Origin of the sequence: Streptomyces sp. NBC_00354 (assembly GCF_036106915.1) — a bacterium.
Classification (GTDB): Bacteria; Actinomycetota; Actinomycetes; order Streptomycetales; family Streptomycetaceae; genus Streptomyces.
Genome location: NZ_CP107983.1, coordinates 1,594,007 through 1,617,254, shown reverse-complemented (window position 1 = coordinate 1,617,254; position 23,248 = coordinate 1,594,007). Strand labels below are relative to the sequence as shown.

Annotated in this window: 21 protein-coding genes; 13 read left to right on the top strand and 8 right to left on the bottom strand. The window is 71.8% G+C overall.

From position 1 onward, the window contains the following. The gene (gene yczE / locus OHT74_RS07440) at nucleotides 1-687 is read right to left on the bottom strand and encodes a membrane protein YczE (protein ID WP_266661799.1); all 687 of its coding nucleotides are present in this window, start codon (nucleotides 685-687) and stop codon (nucleotides 1-3) included. A gap of 244 nt (nucleotides 688-931) precedes the next feature. Between yczE and OHT74_RS07435 the strand changes: the two genes are divergently transcribed. Further along, on the top strand, nucleotides 932-2,770 hold the full coding sequence (locus OHT74_RS07435; protein ID WP_328619782.1) for a VanW family protein: 1,839 nt from the start codon (nucleotides 932-934) through the stop codon (nucleotides 2,768-2,770). A 56-nt stretch (nucleotides 2,771-2,826) separates the two neighbouring features. On the opposite strand, the gene OHT74_RS07430 is transcribed toward OHT74_RS07435, so the two are convergent. Continuing rightward, nucleotides 2,827-3,024 (bottom strand): acyl-CoA carboxylase epsilon subunit, encoded by a 198-nt coding sequence (locus tag OHT74_RS07430; protein WP_266661795.1) that lies wholly within the window; start codon nucleotides 3,022-3,024, stop codon nucleotides 2,827-2,829. Between the two features lie 20 nt (nucleotides 3,025-3,044). After that, nucleotides 3,045-4,289 (bottom strand): cytochrome P450, encoded by a 1,245-nt coding sequence (locus tag OHT74_RS07425; protein WP_266661793.1) that lies wholly within the window; start codon nucleotides 4,287-4,289, stop codon nucleotides 3,045-3,047. 204 nt (nucleotides 4,290-4,493) lie between these two features. On the opposite strand from OHT74_RS07425, the gene OHT74_RS07420 reads away from it, so the two are divergent. From OHT74_RS07420 to OHT74_RS07405, 4 genes are read left to right on the top strand one after another with little or no spacing between them, the layout of a single operon-like run. Continuing rightward, nucleotides 4,494-5,555 (top strand): type III polyketide synthase, encoded by a 1,062-nt coding sequence (locus OHT74_RS07420; RefSeq protein WP_266661790.1) that lies wholly within the window; start codon nucleotides 4,494-4,496, stop codon nucleotides 5,553-5,555. Between the two features lie 16 nt (nucleotides 5,556-5,571). Further along, the gene (locus tag OHT74_RS07415; RefSeq protein WP_266661788.1) at nucleotides 5,572-6,789 is read left to right on the top strand and encodes a cytochrome P450; all 1,218 of its coding nucleotides are present in this window, start codon (nucleotides 5,572-5,574) and stop codon (nucleotides 6,787-6,789) included. After that, complete coding sequence (locus OHT74_RS07410; protein WP_266661786.1) at nucleotides 6,786-7,322, top strand: cupin domain-containing protein; 537 nt, start codon at nucleotides 6,786-6,788, stop codon at nucleotides 7,320-7,322. The genes OHT74_RS07415 and OHT74_RS07410 overlap by 4 nt, the downstream gene beginning before the upstream one ends. Before the next feature lie 53 nt (nucleotides 7,323-7,375). Beyond that, nucleotides 7,376-8,371 carry a hypothetical protein gene (locus OHT74_RS07405; protein WP_266661784.1) on the top strand — a complete coding sequence of 332 codons (996 nt, stop codon included), beginning with the start codon at nucleotides 7,376-7,378 and terminating at the stop codon, nucleotides 8,369-8,371. Here OHT74_RS07405 and OHT74_RS07400 read toward each other — a convergent pair. From OHT74_RS07400 to OHT74_RS07390, 3 genes are all read right to left on the bottom strand, one after another. Next, complete coding sequence (locus OHT74_RS07400; RefSeq protein ID WP_266661782.1) at nucleotides 8,360-9,877, bottom strand: DHA2 family efflux MFS transporter permease subunit; 1,518 nt, start codon at nucleotides 9,875-9,877, stop codon at nucleotides 8,360-8,362. The genes OHT74_RS07405 and OHT74_RS07400 overlap by 12 nt on opposite strands. Nucleotides 9,878-10,035: 158 nt before the next feature. Beyond that, entirely contained in the window at nucleotides 10,036-11,154 is a 1,119-nt protein-coding gene (locus OHT74_RS07395; protein ID WP_328619781.1) for an NUDIX hydrolase, read from the bottom strand. Nucleotides 11,155-11,238: 84 nt separating this feature from the next. Continuing rightward, a complete protein-coding gene (locus OHT74_RS07390) occupies nucleotides 11,239-11,862 on the bottom strand; it encodes a LysE/ArgO family amino acid transporter (protein ID WP_328619780.1) in 624 nt (207 codons plus the stop codon). 69 nt (nucleotides 11,863-11,931) lie between these two features. Here OHT74_RS07390 and OHT74_RS07385 point away from each other — a divergent pair, with 69 nt between their 5' ends. From OHT74_RS07385 to OHT74_RS07350, 8 genes are all read left to right on the top strand, one after another. Further along, on the top strand, nucleotides 11,932-12,852 hold the full coding sequence (locus OHT74_RS07385; protein WP_328623272.1) for a LysR family transcriptional regulator ArgP: 921 nt from the start codon (nucleotides 11,932-11,934) through the stop codon (nucleotides 12,850-12,852). A 46-nt stretch (nucleotides 12,853-12,898) separates the two neighbouring features. Continuing rightward, entirely contained in the window at nucleotides 12,899-13,291 is a 393-nt protein-coding gene (locus OHT74_RS07380) for a TOBE domain-containing protein (RefSeq protein ID WP_266661776.1), read from the top strand. 65 nt (nucleotides 13,292-13,356) lie between these two features. Next, nucleotides 13,357-14,439, top strand: coding sequence for a magnesium/cobalt transporter CorA (gene corA, locus OHT74_RS07375; protein ID WP_266661774.1), 1,083 nt, complete (start codon nucleotides 13,357-13,359; stop codon nucleotides 14,437-14,439). Nucleotides 14,440-14,587: 148 nt separating this feature from the next. Further along, nucleotides 14,588-15,412 (top strand): chitosanase, encoded by an 825-nt coding sequence (locus OHT74_RS07370; RefSeq protein WP_328623271.1) that lies wholly within the window; start codon nucleotides 14,588-14,590, stop codon nucleotides 15,410-15,412. A gap of 418 nt (nucleotides 15,413-15,830) precedes the next feature. Further along, nucleotides 15,831-16,184 carry a DUF805 domain-containing protein gene (locus tag OHT74_RS07365; protein ID WP_266661770.1) on the top strand — a complete coding sequence of 118 codons (354 nt, stop codon included), beginning with the start codon at nucleotides 15,831-15,833 and terminating at the stop codon, nucleotides 16,182-16,184. A 223-nt stretch (nucleotides 16,185-16,407) separates the two neighbouring features. After that, a complete protein-coding gene (locus OHT74_RS07360; protein WP_328619779.1) occupies nucleotides 16,408-18,630 on the top strand; it encodes an NADP-dependent isocitrate dehydrogenase in 2,223 nt (740 codons plus the stop codon). A gap of 159 nt (nucleotides 18,631-18,789) precedes the next feature. Further along, nucleotides 18,790-19,326, top strand: a complete 537-nt coding sequence (locus OHT74_RS07355; RefSeq protein ID WP_328619778.1) for a GNAT family N-acetyltransferase — start codon at nucleotides 18,790-18,792, stop codon at nucleotides 19,324-19,326. Between the two features lie 75 nt (nucleotides 19,327-19,401). Further along, nucleotides 19,402-20,226, top strand: coding sequence for a hypothetical protein (locus OHT74_RS07350; protein ID WP_328619777.1), 825 nt, complete (start codon nucleotides 19,402-19,404; stop codon nucleotides 20,224-20,226). A gap of 41 nt (nucleotides 20,227-20,267) precedes the next feature. Here the strand turns inward: OHT74_RS07350 and OHT74_RS07345 are convergent, their stop codons facing one another. Further along, complete coding sequence (locus OHT74_RS07345) at nucleotides 20,268-20,720, bottom strand: hypothetical protein (RefSeq protein ID WP_266661762.1); 453 nt, start codon at nucleotides 20,718-20,720, stop codon at nucleotides 20,268-20,270. Nucleotides 20,721-21,028: 308 nt separating this feature from the next. Continuing rightward, the gene (locus OHT74_RS07340; RefSeq protein WP_328619776.1) at nucleotides 21,029-23,242 is read right to left on the bottom strand and encodes a terpene synthase family protein; all 2,214 of its coding nucleotides are present in this window, start codon (nucleotides 23,240-23,242) and stop codon (nucleotides 21,029-21,031) included. Nucleotides 23,243-23,248: the final 6 nt, after the last annotated feature.

Genomic DNA, 23,248 nt, shown 5'->3' with positions numbered 1-23,248 from the left:
TCAGCCCCGCGCCGGAGCCGCGACCTGAGCTGCATCCGGGGATTGCGCGCCGGCCCGGCCGCCGACCGGGGAGCCTTCCTCCCCGGGCAGGGCGAACACGCGCAGGAAGACCTGCGAGAGCGGGCCGATGGCCAGCGCGTACGCCACGGTGCCGACGCCGGCCGTTCCGCCCAGCAGGACACCGGCCGCGAGGACCGTGAGCTCGATCCCGGTCCGCACCAGCCGCAGCGACCGCCCGGTCCGCCGGTGCAGCCCGGTCATGAGGCCGTCGCGGGGCCCCGGCCCGAAGCGGGCGGCGATGTAGAGGCCGGTCGCGACACCGTTGAGGACGATGCCCGCCGTCAGCACGGCGGCCTGCGCGAGCGTGCCGTGCACGTCCGGCATCAGCGCGAGCGTGGCGTCCATGGACAGGCCGACGGCGAACACGTTGGAGACGGTGCCCAGCCCCGGCCGCTGCCGCAGGGGTACCCACAGCAGCAGGACCAGCGCCCCGACGGCCACCGATACCGTGCCGATGCTCCATCCGGTGAGCTCGGCGAGCCCCTGGTGGAAGACGTCCCAGGGGTCCAGCCCCAGACCCGCGCGGACCAGGAACGCCGAGCTCGCGCCGTACAGCGCGAGCCCGACGTAGAGCTGCAGGAGTCGACGCGTGAGACGCCGCGCGGGGCGGGCGGGGGCGAGGGGCACCGGTGGAGCCTTTCAGGGAGCCAAAGACCGACAGGCCTCACGATGTGGCATCCCCCGGACGGCCGGACAGGGCCAATCCAACCTAAGTGGCCTTACTTCGGTGGCCTCGGTTCCGGTGGCGCGCCGACCGGTCCCCCTCGTGAGAACAGGCACATTTTTGCCCCGGTTAGTCCGAATTGGTGAATGCTGGTCTCCGGTCCACACCGACGCACCAGCGCCACCGGCACCGGGAGAGACGAGAGACATGCGACGCGTACACCGCCTCACGATCAACCGGCGGACGGCCCTCCCCCTCGTGGGCGGGGCCGCCGTCCTCGGCTTCGGCGGCCTCTACCTCACCGGTCTGGCCGTGGCGGGCGACGCGATCGCCGACGGCACCCACGTACGCGGAGTCGACATCGGCGGAATGAGCCGTACGGAGGCCGAGGCGGCCCTCGACCGCACGCTCGGCCGGGCCGCGGCCGCCCCGATGGAGCTGCGGATCGGCGACCGCACCGAGAAGGCCGCCCCCGCCGCCTTCGGGCTGTCCCTGGACACCGCCGCCACCGTCGACCGCGCCGCGCAGGGGGGAGCGGACCCCTTCACCGTGATCGGGCGGCTGCTCACCCCGGCCGAGGACCACGAGGTCGAGCCCGTGATCCGTACGGACGGCGCGACGAGCACGTCCGAGGTCGACCGGATCGCCGCCGCCGGACGACAGGCCCGCGACGGCGACGTCACCTTCGAGGGCGGCACGGCCAAGGCGACCGCCCCCGTCACCGGAATCGCCGTGCGCGCCGACCGGGCTGCCGACACCGTCCGCGCCGCCTACCTGCGCCCGCAGGGCGGCCCGGTCACGCTCCCGGTGGACCGGAAGCCGCCCGCCGTGGGTCAGCAGGAGACCGCACGGGCCTTGAAGGAGTTCGCCGAGCCCGCGATGTCCGGCCCGATCACCCTCACGGTGGCCGGAAAGACCGTGACGCTCACCCCCGCCGTGCTCGGCCGGCACCTGGCGGTCGAGCCCGACGCCCACGGCCGGCTGGTTCCGAAGCTCGACTCCAAGGGGCTGCTGGCCGACCCCGCGGTCGCCCGGCAGGTGGCCGCCGCCACCAGCCCCTCCCGCGGGGCCACCTTCCGCGTCGACTCCGCCGGCCGGGTGGTCGTCGCCCAGGACGGGCGCTCCGGGATCCAGGTCACCGAGAAGGCCTTCGCCGACGCCGTCGTCCCGCTGCTGACGCGCTCGGGCGCCGCCCGTACCGGTGAGGTCGCCGTGAAGACGGTCCACCCGCGCCTGACCGCCGAGAACGCGCAGCGCCTCGGCATCAAGGAGAAGGTTTCCTCCTTCACCGTCAAGTTCCCGGCCGCGCCGTACCGCACCACCAACATCGGCCGGGCCGTGGAGCGGATCAACGGCTCCGTCGTGCTGCCGGGCGAGACGTGGAGCTTCAACAAGACGGTCGGCGAGCGGACCAAGGAGAACGGCTTCGTCGACGGCATCATGATCAACGACGGCCAGTTCGTGAAGTCCCCCGGCGGTGGTGTCTCGGCGGTCGCGACGACCATGTACAACGCGATGTTCTTCGCGGGCGTCAAGCCGCTGGAGCACGGGGCCCACTCCTTCTACATCGAGCGGTACCCCGAGGGCCGCGAGGCCACCGTCGCCTGGGGCACCCTCGACCTGCGCTGGAAGAACGACTCCGGCCACGCCATCTACGTCCGGGCCGAGTCCACCGACACCTCGGTGACCATCAGCCTGCTCGGCACGAAGAAGTACGACGAGATACGCGCGACCCAGGGCCCGCGGACGAACACCACCCCGCCGGCCAAGCGCACGGGCTCCGGTCCGACCTGCGAGGTGCAGACCCCGCTGGAAGGCTTCGACGTCGCCGTCGACCGGGTCTTCGTCCAGGGCGGGCAGGAGGTCAAGCGCGAGACCTACCGTACGCACTACACCCCGCGCGACGAGGTCACCTGCGAACCGCAGACCCCGGCGAGCCCGGCCGCCCCGACGCCCTCGGCCGGCTCCGCGACCGTGACCGGCCCGGCGACTCCGGCCGCCTCGGCGGCCCCGGCCCCGGCCGCGCCGAAGCCGGGCCGCGCCTGACGGACTGCCGCCGACGGGGCCCGGCCGGCCGGGCCCGTCGGCGCCGCCGAGCCCCGCTAGACGAAGGGGGAGGCCGGGCGGGCGCGCCACGACTGCGCGGGATGGTGCACCACCGACGCCAGGTTGCGGTCCCAGTGGGCACGCCGGTGCCGGGCGGAGTGCGGCGCGCGGGGCACATGGGCCGTGCGCGCCATGATGACCAGGGCGGCCGTGAGGGCCGCCAGTTCTATGTGGTCCGGTCTGCCCCGGACCACCCTTATCCGGTGCCGGCGTATCACCAGGACACCGGCAGGGTCTTGGGCCCGCGGATCAGCGCTCCGGCCTGCCACTCGATCTGCTCGCGCGGCACGGCCAGGGCCAGGCGCGGGTAGCGGTCGAGCAGCGTGGTGACGATGATCTCGGACTCCATCCGGGCCAGCATCGAGCCGACGCAGTGGTGGGGGCCGTTCCCGAAGGCCATGTGGGCGATGGGCCCGCGGTCGAAGTCCAGCGTGTCGGGGTTCGGGAAGACCTCGGGGTCGCGGTTGGCCGCCAGGTACGAGGAGTACACCGTCTCGCCGGCCTTGACCGTGACGCCCGCGATGTCCACGTCCCGCGTGGCGATCCGCGGGAGGCCCACCCCGCTGCGGTGCGGGATGAAGCGCAGCAGCTCGTCGACGGCCTGGGGGATCAGCTCCGGCTCCCTGCGCAGCCGTTCGAGGTGCTCCGGATGGGTGAGGAGTGCGAAGATCATGTTGGCGCTGTTGTTGCGCACCGCGTGCGCACCGCTCACCAGGATCGCGGTGGCGATGGAGACGGCCTCCGGATCGGTGATCTCACCGGCGTCGGCGGCCGCGGCGAGGACCCCGGCCAGGTCGTCGCTCTGCTTCTCCCGTCGCATGGCGAGCAGGGCGACGACGCACTCGCGCACCGTCTTCAGGGCGTCGGTGCTCTTGTCGGGCGCCGGGCCGGGCGTCATGATCACGTTCGCCCAGGAGGTCATGTTCCTGCGCATGTCCTGCGGCATCCCCAGCAGGTCGGCGACGGCCGCGAGCGGGAACGGGCCGTGCAGGTGCTCGACCAGGTCCGCCGGCGAGCCGTGCCGCTCCATGCCGTCCAGCAGGCTGTCGGCGGTCCGCTGCACGGTCGGCCGAAGCTTCTGCATGCTCTTGCCGGTGAAGGCCCGTGCGACCACGCGGCGCATGTCGTTGAGGCGCGGCGGGTCGGCGTAGTTCATGGACGCCTGCTGTGAGGCGATGGCATGCGGGGAGGAGGCGGTGATCGTACGGCCGACCAGTTCCTGCCTGCTGAAACGCGGGTCGGTGGTGGCCGCCTTCACGTCGGCGTAGCGCGCCATCAGCCAGGCGCTGCCCTGGCCGTACGGCAGCTGGATCCGGGCGGCGCGTTTGTCCCGCAGGCGGTCGTGCAGGAACGGGTCGAAGTCGAGCGCCTCGAAGTCGTCCAGGTTCCAGCAGTGCACCGGTTCGCCCGAGGCCGGGTCCGTCTCCGGCTCGAGAGCCGTGTGCGGGTCTGACGTCATGGTTCATCTCCCTGCGTGGATGTCACCCCCCAAGGCGCGATTCCGCGGGAAATCGGCACAGCCATCCCTTCCCTCTCGTCACACGCTCCGCTGCCTCCACGGCGCAGCGTCACCGGATTGGCTCATGTCCCCAACGCCGTAGTCCCGCGCGCGCATCGGCCAAAGGTCCGTGAGGCTGTGTCAGACACGAAAGGAGAGCCACCCATGGCGACTCTGTGCAGGCCAACGGTGTGCGTGCCCGAGCACGTGATCACGATGGAGCAGACCCTGGATCTGTGCCGTTCGGTGCACGCGGACCATCCGCAGCTCGACCTGGCGCTGCGTCTGATCCGCAACACCGGCGTCGCGAAGCGGCACATCGTGCGCCCCATCGAGGAGACCCTCAAGCACCCCGGTTTCGAATCGCGCAACGCGGTGTACGAGGTCGAGGCCAAGCAGCGGGTCCCGGCGGTGGTGCGGCAGGCGCTGGAGGATGCGCAGCTGCGTGCCAAGGACATCGACATGATCATCTACGTGTCGTGCACGGGCTTCATGATGCCCTCGCTGACCGCCTGGATGATCAACGCGATGGGCTTCAGGACGGACACCAAACAGCTCCCCATCGCCCAGCTGGGCTGCGCGGCGGGCGGGGCGGCGGTCAACCGGGCCCACGACTTCTGCACCGCCTACCCCGAGGCGAACGCGCTGATCGTGTCCTGCGAGTTCTGCTCGCTCTGCTACCAGCCCAGTGACCTGGAGGTCGGCAACCTGCTCTCCAACGGCCTGTTCGGCGACGGCGTCGGCGCCGCCGTCGTCCGGGGCAAGGGCGGCACCGGCATGGAACTGCACCGCAACAGCTCGTACATCATCCCCCAGACAGAGGACTGGATCATGTACGACGTCAAGTCCACCGGGTTCCACTTCAAGCTCGACCGGCGGGTGCCCGGGACCATGGAACCACTCGCCCCGTCCCTCAAGGAGCTCGCAAAAGCCCATGGCTGGGACGCCGCCGCACTGGATTTCTACATCATCCACGCCGGTGGGCCCCGCATCCTGGATGACCTGAGCAAGTACCTCGGTGTGGCACCCGAGGCATTCCGCTTCAGTCGGGCCACACTGACCGAGTACGGCAACATCGCCAGCGCCGTCGTCCTGGACGCACTGCGCCGGCTCTTCGACGAGAACGCCACCGCTGACGCCGCGCGGGGCCTGCTGGCCGGTTTCGGCCCGGGCATCACCGCAGAGATCTCACTGGGCAGCTGGACCTCGGATCGAGGGACCGGGTGAGGGAGGAATCCGAAGAATGCTGAAGGACGGCCCCGCAACCGCAAGGCCACCCATCACGCACTGGCCCACCCCGGCCCTGGACGGGGTCGACTTCGACCCCGTCCTCGCCGAACTGATGCAGGCGGGTCCGATCACCCGGATCCGCCTGCCGAACGGAAGCGGGTGGGCCTGGCTCGTCTGCCGGTTCGACGACGTGCGCATGGTGGCCAACGATCCCCGGTTCAGCCGCAAGCTGGTCGCGGAACACGACGTCACCCGGCTGGCCCCCCACTTCATCCCCGCGCCGGGCGCGGTCGGGTTCGAGGACCCGCCCGACCACACCCGGCTGCGGCGCACCGTCGCCGCGGCCTTCACCACCAGCGGGGTGGAGTCCCTGCGCACCCGGGCCAAGGAGATGCTCGACACCCTCGTCGACGGGATCCTGCGCGACGGCCCGCCCGTGGACCTGACCGAGCGCCTGCTCGCCCCCTTCCCGCTCGCCGTCGTGTGCGAGCTGATGGGCGTCCCGGAGAGCGACCGGCCCATGGTCCACGAATGGACCAGCCTGATCCTCTCCTCGGCCCAGGGCGCCGAACGCAGCGAGCAGGCGAAGAACGACATGTGCGCCTACCTGGGCGGACGCATGCGCAACGGAGAAGTGGCCGGCGGTGACAGCGTCATCGGGCTCCTCGTCAAGGCCGTCGAGGCCGGCGAGGTCACCGCCGAGGAGGCCACCGGACTCGCACTCCTCATCCAGATCGGGGGTGAGGCCGTCACCAACAACGTGGGCAACATGGTCTACATCCTGCTCACCCGGCCGGACCTGATGGAACGGATGAGGAGCGAGCCCGCCCTGCGGCCCTCGGCACTCAACGAGCTGCTGCGCTACATCCCGCACCGCAACGCCGTCGGCCTCTCTCGGATCGCCCTCGAGGACGTCACCGTGGCCGGCCAGCTCATCCGGGCGGGCGAAGCGATCTACGTTTCCTACCTCGCGGCCAACCGCGACCCGGACGTCTTCCCCGCCCCCCACGAACTGCAGCTGGACCGCAGCCCCAACCCGCACGTCTCCTTCGGGTACGGACCCCACTTCTGTCCCGGGAACATGCTGGCCCGCCTCGAGTCCGAACTGCTCGTGGACGCGCTGCTCGACCGCTTCGCGGACCTGCGCTTCAGCGTTCCCCCGAGCGAGCTGGGCTGGCGGCCCGGTGCCCTCATCCGCGGGCCCGAAGGTCTGCCCGTGACCTGGTCATGACCGCGCACATCGCCCGCGACGGGCTGCTCGTACCACCTGGTCATGGCCGCAAGCTGCACACCGACGCCCAGCAGGTCACGTTCAAGGTCACCGGGGAGCACTCCTCGGTGGCCTCGAGCTTCGAGGTCGTCGTACCGCCCGGTTTCGACGTCGGGGCACACCTGCACACCCGGAGCGAAGAGTTGTTCTACGTCCTGGAGGGTGAACTCGACGTCATGGCCTTCGAGCCGCGCGTGCGTTCCGGGGACGACTGGAGACACTGGGAAGCGCTCGACGGACGTCAGGTCGTCCGTGCCACGCCCGGAACCGTCATCGTGGTTCCGCCCGGTTGTCCGCACGCCTTCGCGAACCCCACCGGCGAACCGGCCCGGATGTTCTTCCAGGCCTCACCGCCGCCCGATCACGAGCGGTACTTCGAGGAGCTCCTCGAGCTGCTCGACACGAGTGCCACCCCGGATCCCGCAGCGATCCGCGAACTGCGGATTCGCTACGACATCGAACAGCTCACGCCGCTGCGCCACGAGCTGTCCTGACGACCGACACCGCACCACATTCCCACCCACCCCCATGCTCGGGAGAAACATCGATGCTGCGTACTCGCCGCACCCTACGTACCGCCTCGTACACCCTGGCCGGCACGGTCGCCGTGGCCGCCTCGTTCGCCGCGGGCCCGGCACAGGCCGCCGAACCCCTGCCGTCCCACTGGTGCTACGTCAACGGTGTCGAGGCCCCGCCCGGACAGGAGGTGCGAGGCACGTCGGCCGACGACACGATCGTGTGCGAGAACGACGTCGAGAACGCGATCATCTACGGCGGTGGCGGCAACGACAACATCCGCGTCAAGGGCATGCTCATCGACGCCCAGGTGCTCGGCGGCGAGGGCGACGACACCCTCCAGGTCAACAACCTCTCCCCGCGCAACGGCAACGCGTCGGTGCGGGGCGGTGCGGGCAACGACACCATCATCACCGCCCTCGTGGTGGGCACCGCGGAGCACGGAGCCACCGTCTACGGCGACCACGGCGACGACAAGATCACCACCGGCAGCGTCATGGGCCAGCCCGGCGAGTACGAGCGCGGCGGCGGCCAGGTCTTCGGCAACGACGGCAGCGACCTGATCCGCACGGGCAACGTGGACCTCGGCGGCCGGGTCCTCGGCGGCAGCCAGAACGACGTCATCGAGCCCAAGTCGGTCGGCGCCGAGTCCGCGGGCATCGTCCAGGGCGGTCCCGGCGACGACACGGTCCGCGGCCTGAACGACAGCGTCCTGACCATCGGACCGGGCTACGGCCAGGTCGACGGCGGGATCGGGACCAACTCCTGCCGGGTGAAGCACTTCTCGACCGGCGACCGGGTCCGCAGCTCGCTGGCGAACTGCCCGTCCACCGAAGCGGCCCCGCCGGCCCCGACCGCCCCGGTCTCCCCGGTCACTCCCGCCGCCCCGGCGTCTCCCGCCAAGCCGGCCTCCCCGGCGGCTCCCATGTCCCCCGCCAAGCCGGCCTCCCCGGCGGCTCCCATGTCCCCCGCCAAGCCGGCCTCGCCGGCGGCTCCCATGGCCCCCGGCGCCCACTCACCGCGCTGACGGGCGGCGGCCCCCGGGCGCGCCGTGTGCGCGCTCCATGGACAGGCCGCCGGGAAGCAGGAACAGGGTCAGCACCGCGCCGGCGGAGAAGAGCACCGCCGATGCCGTGAAGACCGTGTGGTAACCCTCCAGGGCAGCCCGCGCCATCAACTCCGGCGTGGGCTGCCGGCCCGCCAGGGAGCGGGCGACGGCTCTGGCGCCAAGGGCGCTCATGAGCGCCGTGCCGACGGAGCCGCCGATCTGCCGCATGGCGTTGACCGTCGCGGAGCCGACCCCCGCGTCCCGCGGGTCGATGCCGGCCGTGCCGAGGTTCATGGCGGCCGCCGTGATCAGGCCCATCCCCAGCCCCGTGGCCACCTGGCCCGGCAGCACGTCGAGGACGTACGGGCCGGTCGCCGTCACGTTCGCCAGCCAGGCCATGCCGCCCGCCGACAGCAGCATGCCGGTGACGATGCGCGGGCGCCCGCCGATCCTGCCGAGCAGCCCCATGTTGCTGCCGATCGCGCCGATCATGGTGCAGCCGGACATCGGCATGAAGGCCAGGCCGGTCTGGTCCGGGCTGTATCCGCGGGCGTGCTGGAAGTAGTACGTGAGGAACAGGAACACCCCGAACATGCCCACCCCGGTGATGAACACGGACGTCAGCGCCGTGCCCCGGACCCGGTCGAGCACGATCCGCAGCGGCAGCAGCGGGTGTGCGCTGCGGCGCTGCCACCAGACGAACGCGGCGAGCAGGACGGCGCCGGTGGCCAGGCAGCCCAGGATCCGCCCGGCCGGCCAGCCGTGGGGGCCGGCCTTGGCGAGGCCGTAGACCAGGCAGAAGAGCCCGGACGACGCCAGCACCGTACCCGGCAGGTCCAGCCGGGGAGGGGTGGTCGGCGCGGACCGCTTGAGCAGCAGCACACCGCCGATGACGGCGACGGCGGCGAAGAGCAGGTTCACGTACATGGTCGAGCGCCAGCTCAGGTGCTCGGTGAGGAACCCGCCCAGCAGCAGCCCCACGGCGCCCCCGGACGCGGCGAGCGCTCCGAACACGCCGAAGGCCTTACCGCGTTCGGCGGGGGCGGAGAACGTGGTGGTGAGCAGCGACAGCGCGGCCGGGGCGAGCAGCGCCGCGAAGACGCCTTGCAGGGCGCGGGCGGTGACGAGGACTCCGAAGGTGGCCGCCGCGCCGCCCACCGCGGAGGCCGCGGCGAAGCCGATCTGCCCGATGAGGAAGGCCCGCCGCCGTCCGAACAGGTCGGCCAGCCGCCCGCCGAGCAGCAGGAGACTCCCGAAGGTGATGGCGTACGCGGTCACCACCCACTGCCGCTGGTCGTCGGAGAATCCGAGGTCGGCCTGGGCCGAGGGCAGGGCGATGTTCACGATGGTGGCGTCGAGGACGACCATGAGCTGGGCGAGGCCGATGACGGCAAGGATCCACCACCGGCGCGGATCGGGCTGCGCGGCGGCGTCTGGGGCGGCTGAAGTGGTACTGGTTCCGGGGCGGGTCGGCTCTGCGGACATGGTGGTACTCCATGGGTTCCGCTCGTTCTCGCTCGCGAGAGGGCGTGCGCGAATGCGTGTGCGTGGACTGTCTGGTTCGACGATGCGTGAGCCGGCCCCGTCACCCGCGCGCCACGCCACGATGCCGTCCGGATGGACCAGTGGAGCGTTCGTTTCTGCTACCGCTTCCCCCTGTTCGCCTTCCCTTCGGCGTCCTTCTTCCTCTTGCGGGGGGTGCCGGCCGGGCGGCCGGCGTGGAGTTCCAGCGGGCCCGTGCCCTCCGTGCGGGCGCGCAGGCAGGCCTCGATCTGGCGGCGCAGGGACGGCTTGACCAGGGCGCGCAGCTCCGCGGCAGGCACCGCCCGCCAGCGGAGCAGTTCGAACGGGGCGAGGCGGATCCGGGCCAGCGTGGCGCCGTCCAGGATCCCGCCGTCGTAGAGGAAGCGGATGCGGGCCGGATAGCCGGGCTTGTGGGCCCAGTTCACGCCGAGCAGCCGGCCCGGTTCGAGGTCGAGGCCGAGTTCCTCGTGCACCTCCCGCCGGGCGGCGGCCCGCGGGGTCTCGCCCAGGTCGCTGTCGATCCCGCCGCCCGGCAGGTTCCAGCGGCCCGGCCTGCCGTACGAGGGCTCCACCAGCAGGATCCCGCCGGCGGAGTCGGTGAACAGCACGCTCGCCGCGGTGACGGCCTTGGGGCGGGCGGCCCGGTGGCTCGCGGCGTCGAAGGAACCGGCGTGTTCGAGGGCCGTACGCCGCGCCGGGTCCAGCCCGGCCGGGGAGCCGGGCTGGGCCACCCCGTCGACGAGGTGCGCGAGGGAGCCGGAGTACAGGGCGTCCAGGCCGGCGCGCAGCCGGGGCGCGATCCGGGCGGGCAGCGCCGCGTACGCCTCCTCCGGCGGGAGCCAGCGGGCCGCGGCGACCTCGCCGTCCGCGAAGGAGATCGCGGCGGCCTGCTCCGGCGAGAGCGGTCCGACGAGGTGGACGTGGGCGATGAGGGAGCGGCCGAGCACGCCGGGCCGCCGGGAGTCCACGGCGAGCAGCCGGCCGACCGGCACGGACAGGCCCAGCTCCTCCTTCAGCTCGCGGGCCAGCCCTTCCTCCGGGGTCTCGGTGTCCTCGACCGTGCCGCCCGGCAGTTCCAGGTCCGCCTTGTACGAGGGTGTCAGGACGAGGACCCGCCCGTCGGTGTCCAGCACGATCCCGGTGGCGGCGACGAGCGGGGAGGGCCGGGCGGCGTAGTACGCGCGCACCGCGTCGGGGGAGGGGTGGTCGGACGGTCGGTCGGCCGGGCGGTCGGGCACTGCGGACTCCTGTGGTCGTGCGGCGGTACGGGGCGGATCCGTACCCCGCGCGGGCCGCCGCGGTCCGCGGTCCGCGGTCGGCGGTCAGGCCCGGGCCAGGAGCATCCCGCCCATCGTGACCATGGTCGCCGCGACGAGCCCGTCCAGCACCCGCCAGGCCGGGGGGCGCGCCAGCAGACCGCCGAGCAGCCGGGCGCCGTAGCCGAGCGTGCCGAACCAGATCAGGCTGGCCAGCCCGGCCCCGATGCCGAAGGCCCAGCGCAGGTCCCCGCGGTCGGCGGCGAGGGAGCCGAGCAGCAGGACGGTGTCCAGGTAGACGTGCGGGTTGAGCCAGGTCATGGCCAGGCAGGTCAGCATGGCCCGGCGGCGGGACCCGGCGATGGCCCCCCCGGTGTCCAGGGCGGCGCCCGGGGTGGGCCGCAGCACCCGGCGGGCGGCGAGGAATCCGTAGCAGATCAGGAACCCGCCGCCGGCGATGGCGACCGCGGTCAGGGCGGCCGGCCACGCGGTCACGAAGGCGCCGACCCCCGCGACGCCGAGGGCGATGAGGGCCGCGTCGGAGACCGCGCAGATCGCGACCACGGCGAGGACGGCCTGCCGACGGGCCCCCTGCCGCAGGACGAAGGCGTTCTGTGCGCCGATGGCGACGATGAGGGAGAGTCCGGTGCCGAAGCCGGCGAGTGCCGCCGCGATGATGCCGTGTGTCATGTCTCCGACCGTAGGCAGCGGCGTGGTTTCAGTACAGCTAAAGATTTTTACGTACCCTTAGCGCTCGTGATGGACGAACTTCCGCTGGACCAGGTACGGACCCTGCTCGCCGTGGTGGACGAGGGCACCTTCGACGCGGCGGCCGCGGCCCTGCACGTGACCCCGTCCGCCGTCAGTCAGCGGGTCAAGGCGCTGGAGCAGCGGACCGGGCGGGTGCTGCTGATGCGGACGAAGCCGGTCCGGGCGACCGAGTCCGGGCAGGTGGTGGTCCGGTTCGCCCGGCAGCTGGCCCGCCTGGAGCGGGACGCGCGCGCCGAGCTCGGGATGGCGCAGGAGTCGGGCGGCCCGGTGCGGCTGCCGATCGCGGTCAACGCCGACTCCCTCGCGACCTGGTTCCTGCCGGCGCTCACGCAGGTGCCGCAGGATCCGCCGGTCTTCTTCGAACTGCACCGGGAGGACGAGTCGCACACGTCGGCGCTGCTGCGGGAGGGCCAGGTGATGGCGGCGGTCACCTCCTCGCCGGACCCGGTGGCGGGGTGCACCGTACGCAGGCTGGGGCTGGCGCGGTACCTGCCGGTGGCGAGCCCCGGGTTCGCGGCGCGGTACCTGGCCGGAGCGCTCGAGGACGGTCTGCAGGAGGCCCCGCTGATCGTGTTCGACCGGCGCGATGTGCTCCAGGACGTGTTCGTACGGTCGCTGACCGGCAGCCGGGACGCCGGGGCGGGGCCGCTGCGCCACCACGTGCCGACCTCGGAGGGGTTCTGCGACGCGGTGGCGGCCGGGCTGGGCTGGGGACTGGTGCCCGAGCCGCAGGCGGAGCCGCTGGTGCGCGCGGGCGGGCTGGTGCTGCTGGTGCCGGGGCGGCCGCTGGACGTGCCGCTGTACTGGCAGCAGTGGAAGCTCGACTCCCCGGCGCTGTCGACGGTGGCGCAGGTGATCGCGGCCGCGGCGGCCCGGGCACTGCGCCAGGACAGGGTCCGGCCCGCTTAGGGGGTGTCCGGCGGATCAAGGTCGCCAGCCCCCTTAAGCTGCGGTCATGGAGTCCTACACGATCGGTCAGGCGGCGCGGCTGCTCGGCGTGAGCGTCGACACCGCCCGGCGCTGGGCGGATGCCGAGCGGTTCCGCACCCGACGGGAGGGCACGCGGCGGATGGTGGACGGGCCGGACCTGGCCGCGTTCTGCGTGGAGGCCGCCCAGGAGGGCGGAGAAGCCGAGGATGCCCCGTACACCTCGGCGCGCAATGCCTTCCCGGGCATCGTCACCGCCGTCAAGCTCGGTACCGTCGACGCCCAGGTCGAGATCCAGGCCGGTCCCCACCGCATCGTGTCGCTGCTGACGCGGGAGGCGGTGGAGGAGCTCGGCCTCGAGGTGGGTGCACGGGCCGTGGCCCGCGTGAAGTCGACGAGCGTGTTCATCGACCGGGCCTGACGGGGCCGATCGGCGACGGTGGCAGACTGGCCGCTGATCCGCCGAAGGGAAGTACCCCGTTGTCCATGTTCAGCAACTTGCGCCGGGCCGTGCGTCGCGGCTACCGGCGGGCCGTCGATCTGAGCCACCCGGCCCGCTCCCCGCTCGGCAGCGCGGTGGTCAACTGCGTGGTCTACGTGGACGGCACACGGCAGGACGGCTGCGCCGAGGCCGAGGAGGCGCTGCGGCGGGTCCGCAAGACGGGCGACGGGTTCGTCTGGATCGGCCTGCACGAACCGGCGAAGGAGGAGCTCGCCGGGCTCGCAGAGCTGTTCGGCCTGCACCCCCTCGCCGTCGAGGACGCCGTGAACGCGCACCAGCGCCCCAAGGTGGAGCGGTACGACGACATACTGTTCTCCGTCTTCAAGACCGTGCGCTACGTGGAGCACGAGGAACTCACCGCGACGAGCGAGGTCGTGGAGACCGGCGAGCTGATGGCGTTCACCGGCGAAGACTTCGTCATCACCATCCGGCACGGCGGCCACGGCACGCTCGGCCCCGTCCGCGAGAGCCTGGAGGCGGCGCCGGAGCAACTGGCCAAGGGGCCGGCGTCGGTTCTGCACGCCATCGCCGACCACGTCGTCGACGACTACGTGGCCGTCACGGACGCGGTGCAGAACGACATCGACGCCGTCGAGACCGCCGTCTTCAGCGAGTACGGCGGGCGCGGCGACGCGGGCCGCATCTACCAGCTCAAGCGCGAACTGCTGGAGCTGCGCCGGGCGGTGGCCCCGCTGAGCCGGCCGCTCCAGCATCTGGCCACGCAGCCGATACCGGTCATCCCGCCGGACGCCCGCGCGTACTTCCGCGACGTCGCCGACCACCTGACCCGGGCCACCGACCAGATCGGCGCGTACGACGGCCTGCTCGACTCCATCCTGCAGGCGCACCTTGCACAGGTGACCGTCGCGCAGAACGAGGACATGCGCAAGATCACGGCGTGGGCGGCCATCGTCGCCGTGCCGACCATGGTCTGCGGGGTCTACGGCATGAACTTCGACAACATGCCCGAGCTGCACTGGACCTACGGCTACCCGATCGTGGTCGGCGTCATGGCCCTCGCCTGCTTCGCCATCCACCGGGGGTTCCGCCGCAACGGCTGGCTCTGAGCCGCGGATTGACCAGCAGCCCCACCGGCACACATGGCGTGCCCGGGTATTGAGCTGTCCCGAGCTCTGGTAGTAAAGTTTCCTAACGAAGTCGGGTAAGCCTCAACTCCCCCATGGAGGTCTTGTGTTCACCCCCCACCGCAAGAGAATGGCCATCGGCGCCCTGCTCGGCAGCGCCCTGCTCGCCGTACCGGTGACCGCCCACGCCACCGCGGCGCCCGCCCCCGCTTCCGCCCCTGCGTCCGCCGCCGTGTCGGCCGCGGCCGTCGGGCTCGACGATCCGGCGAAGAAGGACATCGCCATGCAGATCGTCTCCAGTGCGGAGAACTCCTCGCTGGACTGGAAGGCGCAGTACAAGTACATAGAGGACATAGACGACGGCCGCGGCTACACGGCCGGCATCATCGGCTTCTGCTCCGGCACCGGCGACATGCTCGACCTCGTCGAGTACTACACCCAGGTCAAGCCCGGCAACGTGCTCGCCAAGTACCTTCCGGCGCTGCGCAAGGTCGACGGCAGCGACTCGCACGCCGGTCTCGACCCGAACTTCACCAAGGACTGGGCGAAGGCGGCCCAGGACGGCGAGTTCAAGAAGGCCCAGGACCACGAGCGCGACCGGGTCTACTTCAACCCCGCCGTCAAGCAGGGCAAGTCCGACGGGGTCGGCGCGCTCGGCCAGTTCATCTACTACGACGCCATCGTGATGCACGGCGACGGCACCGACTCCACCAGCTTCCGCAACATCCGCAAGCGGGCCCTGTCCAAGGCCAAGCCCCCGGCCCAGGGCGGCAGCGAGACGACCTGGCTGAACGCCTTCCTCGATGCCCGCGTCTGGGCGATGAAGCAGGAGGAGGCGCACAGCGACACCAGCCGTGTCGACACCGCGCAGCGGGTCTTCCTCAAGAAGGGGAACCTGAACCTCAACACCCCGCTCGACTGGAAGGTCTACGGGGACTCGTTCCACATCGGCTGAACCGGATCGGCTGAACCGGTCGATGCATCCACGGCGTCCCGTGCCGGGCTCCCTGCCCGGCGCGGGACGTCCGTGCGTGCGGCGACGGGTTCAGGTCGCGGAGCCGTAACGATGTGGGCGCGGACGGGCCCGCTCCGGGAGTTGCGGGGCCTCGCGCGTGCCGGCGTGGAGCGCCTCAAGGGCCTCTCCAACCGCACAAATAGGGCCCTGTCGCCCTTGTTTCGTCACCCCGTGTGACCTGACACCACCGGTGGGTTCCAAGTGGCGCCCGGTGCCGGTGTTTTTGGTCGACGAACCCGAGGGGAGCGGCACTTCTGGCCACTGGGGAACTGGCTTGACCGCCACATAAGCGGGGCATAAGTTCTGCCTCGGCTTGCTCCAGCAGGACGGGCCGACGAACCGTCCTCTGGGGGGACCCATGAACTACTACACCGACGTTCTGAAGAAGTACACCGTCTTCTCCGGCCGCGCCCGCCGGCAGGAGTACTGGATGTTCACCCTCTTCAACCTGATCGCCCTGATCATCGTTGCCGTCCTCGACAACGCGATCGGCACCTACCCGCTCCTCTACGCGATCTACGCGCTGGCCGTCTTCCTCCCGGGCCTGGCCGTCGGTGTCCGCCGCCTGCACGACACCGGCAAGTCCGGCTGGTGGATGTTCATCGCCCTCGTCCCGCTGGTCGGCGGCATCTGGCTCCTCGTCCTCATGGCGACCGAGGGCCAGCCGCAGCCGAACGAGTACGGCCAGAACCCGAAGGCCGTCCAGGCCTGAACAGGCCCGCAAGCCTGAGCACCTGAGTTGCCTGAGCGCCGCCCCCGGCTGGAAACAGCCGGAGGCGGCGTTTTCGCCTTCTGCGGGGTCGCGCGGGGCCGGAGGTGACGCGCGTCTCCCCGGGACTCGGGCAGGGGGCTGTCCGGACCGGCCCGATCACGAGATATCTTGATGTCGAGCAATGTTGCAGACGAGAGACGCAGACTGTGGAGCGGAGCATCCGGTGACTGACTCGACCATCATCTACACGCACACTGACGAGGCCCCGGCCCTCGCGACGTATTCCTTCCTGCCTGTGGTCCAGGCCTACGCGTCGACGGCCGGTGTGAATGTCGAGACCCGTGACATCTCCCTGGCCGGTCGCATCATCGCCAGCTTCCCCGAGCACCTCGAGGAGGGCCAGCGGATCGCCGATGCCCTCGCCGAGCTCGGCGAGCTGGCGAAGACGCCGGAAGCGAACATCATCAAGCTGCCCAACATCTCGGCTTCGATCCCGCAGCTGAAGGCCGCGGTCGCCGAGCTCCAGGGCCAGGGCTACGCGCTCCCGGACTACCCGGACGACCCGAAGACCGACGAGGAGCGCGAGATCCGCGCCCGCTACGACAAGGTCAAGGGCAGCGCCGTCAACCCGGTCCTGCGTGAGGGCAACTCCGACCGCCGCGCCCCCGCCTCGGTCAAGAACTACGCCAAGGCCCACCCGCACCGCATGGGCGCCTGGTCCTCCGAGTCGAAGACGAACGTCGCCACCATGGGCGCCGACGACTTCCGCTCCACCGAGAAGTCCGCCGTGATCGCCGAGGCCGGCACGCTCCGCATCGAGCACGTCGCCGCCGACGGCGCCACCACCGTCCTGCGCGCGTCCGTACCGGTCCTGGCCGGCGAGGTCGTGGACGCGTCCGTCCTGCACGTCGACGCGCTGCGCACCTTCCTGGACGCGCAGATCGCCCGCGCCAAGGCCGAGGACGTCCTGTTCTCCGTGCACCTCAAGGCCACGATGATGAAGGTCTCCGACCCGATCGTCTTCGGCCACGTGGTCCGCGCCTTCTTCCCGAAGACCTTCGCGAAGTACGGCGAGGTCCTGGTCGCCGCCGGCCTGTCCCCGAACGACGGCCTCGGCACCATCCTGAACGGCCTCGACGGCGTCCCGCACATCGGCGCCGAGATCAAGGCCTCCTTCGAGGCCGAGATCGCCGAGGGCCCGGCCCTCGCGATGGTCGACTCGGACAAGGGCATCACCAACCTGCACGTCCCGTCCGACGTCATCGTCGACGCCTCCATGCCGGCCATGATCCGCACCTCCGGCCACATGTGGGGCCCGGACGGCAACGAGGCCGACACCCTGGCCGTCCTGCCGGACAGCAGCTACGCCGGTGTCTACCAGGTCGTCATCGACGACTGCCGCGCGCACGGCGCCTTCGACCCGTCCACCATGGGCTCGGTGCCGAACGTCGGCCTCATGGCCCAGAAGGCCGAGGAGTACGGCAGCCACGACAAGACCTTCGAGATCGCCGCCGCGGGCACCGTCCGCCTCGTCGACGCCGCGGGCAACACGGTCCTGGAGCAGGAGGTCGCCGCCGGCGACATCTTCCGCGCCTGCCAGACCAAGGACGCGCCGATCCAGGACTGGGTCAAGCTCGCCGTCACCCGCGCCCGCGCCACCGGCGTCCCGGCCGTCTTCTGGCTCGACGAGGGCCGCGCGCACGACGCGCAGCTGATCGCCAAGGTCAAGACGTACCTGGCCGAGCACGACACCGACGGTCTCACCATCGAGATCCTCTCCCCGGTCGAGGCCACCGCGTACTCCCTGGAGCGCATCCGCCGCGGCGAGGACACCATCTCGGTGACCGGCAACGTGCTGCGCGACTACCTGACCGACCTCTTCCCGATCCTGGAGCTGGGCACCAGCGCCAAGATGCTGTCGGTCGTCCCGCTGATGAACGGCGGCGGCCTCTTCGAGACGGGCGCCGGCGGCTCCGCCCCGAAGCACGTCCAGCAGCTGGTCAAGGAGAACTACCTGCGCTGGGACTCCCTCGGTGAGTTCCTCGCGCTGGCCGTCTCCTTCGAGCACCTCGCGACCACCACCGGCAACGCCCGCGCCCAGGTGCTGGCCGACACCCTGGACCGCGCGACCGGCTCCTTCCTCAACGAGGACAAGTCGCCGAGCCGCAAGCTGGGCGGCATCGACAACCGCGGCAGCCACTTCTACCTCGCCCTGTACTGGGCGCAGGAGCTGGCCAAGCAGACCGACGACGCCGCGCTGGCCACCGCGTTCGAGGCGCTCGCCAAGACGCTGGGCGAGCAGGAGGAGACCATCGTCGGCGAGCTCATCGCCGTCCAGGGCTCCCCGGCCGACATCGGCGGGTACTACCAGCCCGACGCCGCGAAGGCCTCGGCGGTCATGCGGCCGTCCGCCACCTTCAACCAGGCGATCGCGACCCTCGCGTAACGTCCGGACGTTGTGAAGGGTTCCGCCCCGGTCGGCAGCCGCCGACCGGGGCGGAACCGTCTGTGAACCCGTCTGTGGGCCCGTACGCGGCCCGTACGCGGGCACCGGGCGCCGGAAACCCGGTTGCAGGGCGGTCCCGCCGGCGGCTAGGAAGTCCCCGTGATTCAGGGAACCCTGGCCGGGCTGCGCGCCCGGCACGCCGATGACGTAGCCGTGCTCCACGCCGAGCTCTACGAAGACGTGGCGACGCGGTCGCGCGCCGGATCCGGGCCGTGGCGCCCGATCGCCGCCGGCGCCGGGCACTCCCCGTTCGAGCCCGCCGCCCCGTCCGACAGCGTGGCGGTCTTCTCGGTGGTCGACGCCGCTTCCGGATCGCTCGCGGGCGATGCCGTGCTGTGGGGCATCGACGCCCACAACCGCTGCGCCCACCTCGGGATCTCACTGCTGCCCGGCTGCCGGGGCCGCGGCTTCGGCGCGGAGGTCGTCCAGCTGCTGTGCCACTACGGGTTCACCGTGCGCGGGCTGAACCGGCTCCAGGTGGACACCCTCGCCGACAACAGCGCCATGATCAGCGCCGCGACGCGGGCGGGCTTCACCCTGGAGGGCACCCTGCGGCGCTCCGCGTGGGTGTCGGGGGCCTTCGTCGACGAGGTGATCCTGGGGCTGCCGGTGGAGGAGTGGAAGCACGTGGCCTGAGGAGGTGTCCGGCGGGCCACTGGTGGCCCTGTGGCTGGTGCGTTAGCGTGCCGCCGGGGGTCTGGGGGGATACGGGTGGCGCGTCGCAACAACACGTCCTGCGCGGGCATCGGCTGCGCGGGCTATCTGCTGCTCAACGTGGTGGGGCTCGTCGGCACCCTGCTCGCGTTCCCCGTGCTGATGCCCGACCTGATGGCCCGGCAGACCCCGCCGCTGAAGGTGGCGGGCGCCGGCCAGTGGGCCGTCGTGTACGGCATCCCGGTCGTCGTGGCCTGCGTACTCGTCGCCATCGCGGGCCGCGGGGGGCGCGTCACCTGGTGGACGTTCCTCGCCCGGGTGGCCGTCATGCTCGCCGCGGTCGCCGCCGTGGTGACCTACGCCGAGGGGCAGGTCGCCGAGCAGCCCTGGAACGTCCGGATGAGCATCGAGGCCTGCGCCGCCGGGTTCGCGGCCCTCGTCGTCCACCTGGGCGTGCGCCGGTGGGACAGGTCGGCAGGGGCGCGCCCCCGGCCGGGCGAGGTCTGGCTGGCCATGGTGCCGCTGCGCGAGGACCCGGAACAGCAGCTGCGGCACTACTGCGTGGTCCTGGCGACCGGGCCGGGCGGCGCTCGGGTCGCCCAGATCACCAGCAAGGACAAGGACGGCCGGCGCAACCACGTCCGGATCCCGAACCACGGCTGGGACGAGGTCTCGGGCCGCCCCCACTGGGTGGAGATCGGCCGCGAGCCGCGTGTGGTGCCCTACGGCAAGTTCCTCAAGTCCCGGCCCCAGGGCCCGTGCCCGGACGCCGTGTGGGCCCAACTGCAGGCCCGGCTGCCCGCGGGCCCCGCGGCCGTGCCGGCTCCGCGCTCCCCCGTCCCCCGGCTGCTGGAGCGGATCCTGCGCAAGTACCACGGCTGACGGGAAGCCCGCCGCATCGGCCCCGGCCCCCGGCTCCCGGATCAGAGGCGGTGCACGCGTTCCCCCTCGAAGGCCAGCGGGGACGGGCCCGCGGCCAGGATGCGCAGCCCCGGGGCCGCGGTGAGCAGGTTCCGCAGCCAGGCCAGCGTCTGCGGCGCGAGCAGGTCGGTGCCGTCCAGGACGAGCAGCATGTCCCGCTCCGCGAGCCACGAGAAGGCGTTCGCCGTCCCGCAGGGCAGGAAGGGCATGCCCGGTACGCAGCCCAGCGCGGCCGTCAGCTCGCGCAGGCCGAACGGACGGTCCATCACGACCACGGCGACGCCGTCGCAGAAGTTGGACGAGAGCCGCTCGGCGATCTCCCGCACCAGCAGGCTCCGGGGCTCCCGGAACCGCCCGGTGACCGTCAGGACCCGTCCCCGCCGGACGGCGGTCAGCAGTCTGGACAGCTCGTCGGACGTCGCCGGCAGCGTGCCGGCACTGCCTGAATCCCTCATCGGCACGATGCCCCCCATTGCATGCGTGTCCGTGCGCGGCCAAGGGTTCTTTCGGGCCGCGTAGCGATGATTATGCGTCAGTTCTGCAGAAAGGCCAGGGGAATGTCGTATTCCGGAGAAAGGCCCGGGCCGCCCCGGGCCGCCCTCCGATCATCGCACTTGTACACCCGGCGAACCTTTGTCCATTCGGCCAGGTGGGGCATCGTGACGCGCGCGGCGACCGTCCCGTGGCCGGATGGTGATCACGGGCCATGACCACGGTGCTCCCTCGGCGGCGGCCGGAACCGTCAGCGGGACCTTCCGCGCCCTCACGCCCACCCGGCCCGGTGCGGTGCCCGAGGCAGCGCACCGGCGCCTGCCGCCACCACCGCTTCGGTCCGCCGCGCATGGTGCCGTTCCAGGTCCTCCTCCCGGTAGCGCCGGGTCTCCGCGTGCCAGGTGGCGATCCCGGCCATCCACTGCTTGAGCTCGTCCGCGTACCGGTCCAGTGCCGCCCGCGCCGCCGCATCCAGCCCGAAGTCCCGGTACATGGCGGGGAACTCCTTCTCCAGCACGTGCTCGAACTGCTTCATCCGCGAGGTCATCAGATCGTTCACGACCCCGAGCGCCGTCCGGTAGTCGCAGCCGAAGAAGGTCTCCGTGACGACCAGCATGTTGAGCAGCTCGCCCTCGTACTCCACCTCCTTCTGGTACGAGTACACGTCGTTCATCAGCGCCGAGCAGTCGAAGGCCGCCGCCTCCAGCGACTGCATCGCCGCGCTCTCGTACACGGCCTCCGGTACGACGTCCATGTGGGCCATCCGGGCCAGCGAGGCCGTCATGGGCGAGCCGAAGGTCACCCGGCGCATCTCCAGGTAGTCCACCGGATCCGGCACCCGGTGGGCCGCCTGGTTCTCCACCTCCCACAGCCAGCTGTCGAGCACGGCGTCCATCGCCGCCCGGAACATGCGCCGCCCGGCCGGCGCCATCGGCGTGATCGTGCGCAGCCAGACGTCGGCGAGCCCCCGTTCCACCGCGTTCACCGGGGGAGCGGTGGGCGCCTCGGGCTCCAGCGGCATGAGCGCGCGCAGCCGGGCGTCCTGGGCCCGGGCCCCGGCCAGGTCGCGGGTGGCGCCGAAGCGGAGCGGGTAGAGGTCGTCCGCGTACGTGCCCCAGCTCAGCCAGGCCGCGCTGACGTCGAGGTCCGCGGCCGAGGCCTTCGGGTCGATGCCCGCCGAGCAGAGCGCGAAGTCGAAGTCGACGGCCTTGTCCTCCCACCACAGGCCCTCGTCGAACATCCCCATCGCGCGGTTCCACTCCACCAGCCGCCCGCGGGCGCCCTCCAGGTGCGGGTTGAGCCGGTTCGGGTACGGCAGGTAGAACTCCGGGATCACGGACGGGCCCACCGGGTGCGGGGTGCGGGTGTGCCGCCGGAGGCGGTCCGCGCCGCCGGTGATGCCCAGCAGCGCCTTGAAGCCCGAGGTGGCGCTGCCCAGTCCGGAGGGTCCGGCGGGCAGGCCCGCCCGCCGGTTCATGTAGCGGCTGGAGCGCAGATGCCACTCGTGGCCGCCGGACTGCCAGTCCTGGAGCCCGCGGGCGTACGTGAGCACCGCCGTGACCTGCTCCGGGGTCAGGCCGGCCCGCACGGCCATCGGGGGCAGCTCGGCGAAGAAGGTGTGCTCGAACTGCTGGAGGCGCGAGGTGAGCAGCCGGTTCAGCTGATCGGCCGCCTCCTGGGTGGTGCACCCGAAGAACGTCTCCAGCACCAGCACCCCGTTGCTGAGTTCGCCCTCCTGGCCGACCTCCCGCTCGTACGAGAACAAGTCGTTGCGGAAATGCACCGAGTCCGCGAAGCAGTCGCGCAGCACGCGCAGCGGCCGCTCGGCGGAGACGGCGGCGGGCACCTCGGCGCCCACGGCGTGCTCGACGAGCCCCGCCGACCAGGGCGCGCCGCCGACCTTGCGGCGCTGTTCGACGTACTCGACCGGATTGGCGACCCGGCCGATGCTGATGTTGTCGAGCTCCCACAGGGACTCCACGAGGAGATTGCGGGTGCTGAGCGAGAAACGGGCGATCCAGTCCGGCGAATGCCCGGGGACGGTCCGGGCCCACAGGTCGGCGAGCCCCGCCTCCACGGGGTTGCGGGGCTCCGGGGTCTGCGCGTTCCCGGCGTGGCCGGGTGAGCCGTCGGGCATGAACAGGGCCAGGCGTTCCAGTGCGGTCCGCCCGCCTGTCCGGTCGCCGGGGCGCTTGAAGACCTCCAGGAACCAGTCGTCGAAGAAGAACACCCACACGTACCAGTCGGTGACCAGCGAAAGCATCGGAGCATCGCACTCGGGGTGGGTGTAGGCGCACAGCAGCGCGTAGTCGTGCGCCTCCAGGTCGGCCTGCTCCCATACGCCGGAGCCCTCCAGCATGCCCATGCCGCGGGCCCAGTCGAGGGCGTGCGCGCGGGCGCGAGCCAGGTGCGGGTTGAGGCGGGCGGGGTGCGGGACGTAGAACTCGGGCAGTTCGAAGGGCTGCGCGCTCCCTGTGCTGCTCATGCGGCC

What these genes read in the sequence shown, in the direction of transcription:
- OHT74_RS07435 (WP_328619782.1), top strand. Translation starts at nt 932, where the DNA reads ATGCGACGCGTACACCGCCTCACGATCAACCGGCGGACGGCCCTCCCC.
- OHT74_RS07425 (WP_266661793.1), bottom strand. Translation starts at nt 4,289, where the DNA reads ATGACGTCAGACCCGCACACGGCTCTCGAGCCGGAGACGGACCCGGCC.
- OHT74_RS07420 (WP_266661790.1), top strand. Translation starts at nt 4,494, where the DNA reads ATGGCGACTCTGTGCAGGCCAACGGTGTGCGTGCCCGAGCACGTGATC.
- OHT74_RS07415 (WP_266661788.1), top strand. Translation starts at nt 5,572, where the DNA reads ATGCTGAAGGACGGCCCCGCAACCGCAAGGCCACCCATCACGCACTGG.
- OHT74_RS07410 (WP_266661786.1), top strand. Translation starts at nt 6,786, where the DNA reads ATGACCGCGCACATCGCCCGCGACGGGCTGCTCGTACCACCTGGTCAT.
- OHT74_RS07405 (WP_266661784.1), top strand. Translation starts at nt 7,376, where the DNA reads ATGCTGCGTACTCGCCGCACCCTACGTACCGCCTCGTACACCCTGGCC.
- OHT74_RS07400 (WP_266661782.1), bottom strand. Translation starts at nt 9,877, where the DNA reads ATGTCCGCAGAGCCGACCCGCCCCGGAACCAGTACCACTTCAGCCGCC.
- OHT74_RS07390 (WP_328619780.1), bottom strand. Translation starts at nt 11,862, where the DNA reads ATGACACACGGCATCATCGCGGCGGCACTCGCCGGCTTCGGCACCGGA.
- OHT74_RS07385 (WP_328623272.1), top strand. Translation starts at nt 11,932, where the DNA reads ATGGACGAACTTCCGCTGGACCAGGTACGGACCCTGCTCGCCGTGGTG.
- OHT74_RS07380 (WP_266661776.1), top strand. Translation starts at nt 12,899, where the DNA reads ATGGAGTCCTACACGATCGGTCAGGCGGCGCGGCTGCTCGGCGTGAGC.
- corA (WP_266661774.1), top strand. Translation starts at nt 13,357, where the DNA reads ATGTTCAGCAACTTGCGCCGGGCCGTGCGTCGCGGCTACCGGCGGGCC.
- OHT74_RS07370 (WP_328623271.1), top strand. Translation starts at nt 14,588, where the DNA reads ATGGCCATCGGCGCCCTGCTCGGCAGCGCCCTGCTCGCCGTACCGGTG.
- OHT74_RS07365 (WP_266661770.1), top strand. Translation starts at nt 15,831, where the DNA reads ATGAACTACTACACCGACGTTCTGAAGAAGTACACCGTCTTCTCCGGC.
- OHT74_RS07345 (WP_266661762.1), bottom strand. Translation starts at nt 20,720, where the DNA reads ATGAGGGATTCAGGCAGTGCCGGCACGCTGCCGGCGACGTCCGACGAG.
- OHT74_RS07340 (WP_328619776.1), bottom strand. Translation starts at nt 23,242, where the DNA reads ATGAGCAGCACAGGGAGCGCGCAGCCCTTCGAACTGCCCGAGTTCTAC.